Annotated in this window: 4 protein-coding genes; all 4 read left to right on the top strand. The window is 70.5% G+C overall.

All coding sequences use genetic code 11. The annotated features are described in order from the left end of the window. The first annotated feature begins 667 nt into the window (after positions 1 to 667). Positions 668 to 1,483: a phosphatase gene (locus C3488_RS39405; RefSeq protein WP_103845608.1), complete on the top strand. Its 816-nt coding sequence runs from the start codon at positions 668 to 670 to the stop codon at positions 1,481 to 1,483. 129 nt (positions 1,484 to 1,612) lie between these two features. Then, complete coding sequence (locus tag C3488_RS39400) at positions 1,613 to 1,825, top strand: helix-turn-helix domain-containing protein (RefSeq protein WP_158712621.1); 213 nt, start codon at positions 1,613 to 1,615, stop codon at positions 1,823 to 1,825. Positions 1,826 to 1,968: 143 nt separating this feature from the next. Next, a complete protein-coding gene (locus C3488_RS39395; protein ID WP_003948845.1) occupies positions 1,969 to 2,067 on the top strand; it encodes a 30S ribosomal protein bS22 in 99 nt (32 codons plus the stop codon). A gap of 320 nt (positions 2,068 to 2,387) precedes the next feature. Next, positions 2,388 to 3,287 (top strand): NAD-dependent epimerase/dehydratase family protein (locus C3488_RS39390; RefSeq protein ID WP_103845606.1); only part of this gene is annotated, 900 nt, incomplete at its 3' end.

Below are 3,287 nucleotides of genomic sequence, written 5' to 3'. Positions count from 1 at the left end.
GGACTGCGTCCCCTGGCACGGCGGGGGCTGGTGCCCCCGGGGGCGCCCGGTGGGGACCTGCGTCCCCCGTACCCCGCCAGGGGCCCAGCCCCTGCATCCCGGCGGGGACTGCGTCCCCTGCACCCCGCGGGCTGTGCCCCGGGGGCTCCGGCGGGGACTGCGTCCCCTGCACGGCGGGGGCTGTGCCCTGGGGGGCGCCGGTGGGGACTGCGTCCCCCGTACCCCGCCAGGGGCCCAGCCCCTGCATCCCGGCGGGGACTGCGTCCCCTGCACGGCGGGGGCTGTGCCCTGGGGGCGCCGGTGGGGACTGCGTCCCCTGCACCCGGCGGGGACTGCGTCCCTTGCACGGCGGGGGCTCCGCCCGTGACCCTGGCGGGGACTGCGTCCCCCGTACGCCGCCAGGGGCTCCGCCCGTGACCCCGGTGGGGACTGCGTCCCCGTACCCCGCCAGGGGCTCCGCCCGTGACCCCGGTGGGGACTGCGTCCCCTGCACCCCGCCAGGGGCTCCGCCCGTGACCCCGGTGGGGACTGCGTCCCCTGCACCCCGCCAGGGGCTCCGCCCCCGCACCCCGGCGGGCAGCCCCAGGTGGGGTGTGATTACGCCGACTGTGGGGTGTTCCCTGCGTTCTGGACGTGCGGTGGGGGTGATTGGGACAGCATCGCTGGCGTGTTGAGCACCGGCGCACTGCGTGCGCATCTGCTGGCCTCCCGGCTGGCCGGGCCCGTGGCCACCTCCCGGGAGGAGAGCCTGCGCAGCTATCGGCTCTTCGCTGCCCGCGACCCCCGGGCGCTGATCGGACTCGATCCCGAATGGACATGGACTTCTGAGGATTTGATCGAGTTGATGGCGGACAAGTGTGGGGTTTCGGCCGATCCACGGTATGTGTCCGGCCATGATGTGATCGATCCGGAGCGCACGTTGGAGGGGCTCGAGGCGTTCGCCGAGCGCGTCGCCAGGGCCGCGTGCCATCGCGAGGCGGTGCTGCTCGGCACCGGGCACCCGCACCGGCTGCTCGGGTTCTACGCCGCGCTCGCGGACGCCCTGTCGGCGGCGGGATGTACCGTCCTCACCCCGGCGCAGGGTCGCTGTGTCGACATAACGACCCGGTTCGGCCTACGCACATACAACCTTGATTACGTACGAGGAGTCGCCCTGGTACGAGAACCTGGATCCGGGAGAGCCGGTTGTGAGCCCGGCGCACACACGCACTCGCCACTCCCGCTTCGCACCGCCCTGGCCGCCGCGGCGGAAGCCGGCGGACCGCTGCCGGAACTGGTCATCGGGGACCACGGCTGGGTCTGCGGAGCAGGTCAGCTGGGGTTCGACGCGATCGGCCTCGCCGATACGGACGATCCAGCGCTCTTCGTCGGCGAGGCGGAGGGGCGGGTGTCCGTCGCCGTTCCACTTGATGACGGTGTGCGGTCTGATTACTACCGACCGCTTACTCGCTATGTACTCAATCGAGCGTGTCTGTCACAGTAGGCCGCGGATGCCATCCCCTCTTCCCCACTTGCATCATCCGCACCTACATTGGGGAGTGAGCACGCAGCGACGAAGAGTCACCGGAAGGGGAAGCCGGTGGCCGTCGAGTGCGGAAGGTGCAGGTGTGTCATGGCTGCAGCTGGCGAGAGGCCTCTGAACGAGGTTCAGTTCCTGACCGTGGCGGAAGTCGCCTCGGTGATGCGAGTGTCGAAGATGACCGTGTACCGGCTGGTGCACAGCGGTCATCTGCCGGCGATCCGGGTGGGGAGGTCCTTCCGGGTCCCGGAGCAAGCGGTTCACGAGTACCTCCGCGACAGCTATGTGGGGGTGGAGACGGTCTGACGGCGGCCCGCCGGAGGCCGTCGCGGCCTCCGGCGGGACCTCGATTACAACCTCGGCGCTCGGGTTGGGTAGGCTAGCCCCTCGTAGGTCGTGTGGGCCCATGGCGCCCAGCACCGAGTGATGAGAAGTGAGCGAGGGTAGTCGTGGGCTCTGTTATCAAGAAGCGGCGCAAGCGGATGGCCAAGAAGAAGCACCGCAAGCTGCTCAAGCGCACTCGCGTTCAGCGTCGCAACAAGAAGTAAGGTGCGGCCCCGTCCGGGGGCGCCCCTGCTTCTGTGCGTGAGCGCGCGCGACACCCCCCACCACCGGTGGGGGGTGTTTGTCGTTTTCCGGGTGGGTGCGTCCTGGGGTGCTCGCGTTCCGGTGCGTTCTGGACGTGCGTACGCCTGTGACGCGAATGGCTCGGTCCGGTCGTACGTACGGGTGTGTCGTCACTTCGTGCATCGGGCGGTCATCACAGCGCAACAACGACCCGCTAAGTTGGCCGCATACGGGGAACGCGGCAGGCTGGCGGACAGAGCTACGTCCACTACTGGACGCGACGGGAAGAGAGGCGCTGATCTTGGGCAAGGTCGTGCTCGTGACCGGAGTGGCCCGCCGGCTCGGCGGCCGGTTCGTACGACGGATCCAGCGTGACCCGGAGGTCGACCGCGTCATCGCGGTGGACGCGGTACCACCCGAGCACCATCTGGGCGGCGCGGAGTTCATCCGGGCCGACATCCGCCAGCCCACCATCGCCCGGGTGCTCGCCGAGCATTCCGTGGACACGGTGGTCCACATGGACGTGACGGGCACCGCGCTGGGCAGCGGCAGCCGGACCACGGTCAAGGAGACCAACGTCATCGGCACCATGCAGCTGCTGGGTGCCTGCCAGAAGTCCCCGAGCGTCAAACGGCTGGTCGTGAAGTCCAGCACGAACGTGTACGGGTCCGCGCCCCGCGACCCGGCAGTGTTCACCGAGACGACCCCGCCCAAGTCGCTGCCGAGCGGCGGCTTCGCCAAGGACGCCGTCGAGGTCGAGGGGTACGTGCGGGGCTTCGCGCGGCGCCGGCCCGACGTCGCCGTGTGCGTGCTGCGGTTCGCCAACATCCTCGGACCGCACGCCGACACGCCGCTCGCGTCGTACTTCTCGCTGCCGGTCCTGCCCACCGTGTTCGGCTACGACCCGCGGCTGCAGTTCGTGCACGAGGACGACGTGATCGAGGTGCTGCGCATCGGCGCGCACGAGCCGCGGCGCGGCACCCTCAACAGCGGCACGTTCAACATCGCCGGCGACGGCGTGCTGCTGCTGTCGCAGTGTGCGCGGCGCCTGGGCCGGCCCACGGTGCCGCTGCTGCTGCCGGCCGTCACGTGGGTCGGGTCGGCGATGCGCACGCTGAGCATGACGGACTTCTCGCCCGAGCAGATCCGGCTGCTCACACACGGCCGGGTCGTGGCCACGGACCAGATGCGCGAGACCCTC

Origin of the sequence: Streptomyces sp. Ru72, assembly GCF_002920635.1 — a bacterium.
In the GTDB taxonomy this organism is placed as follows: Bacteria; Actinomycetota; Actinomycetes; order Streptomycetales; family Streptomycetaceae; genus Streptomyces.
Note: the sequence above shows the minus strand (reverse complement) of the source record. Positions and strands in the feature narration are given on the sequence as shown.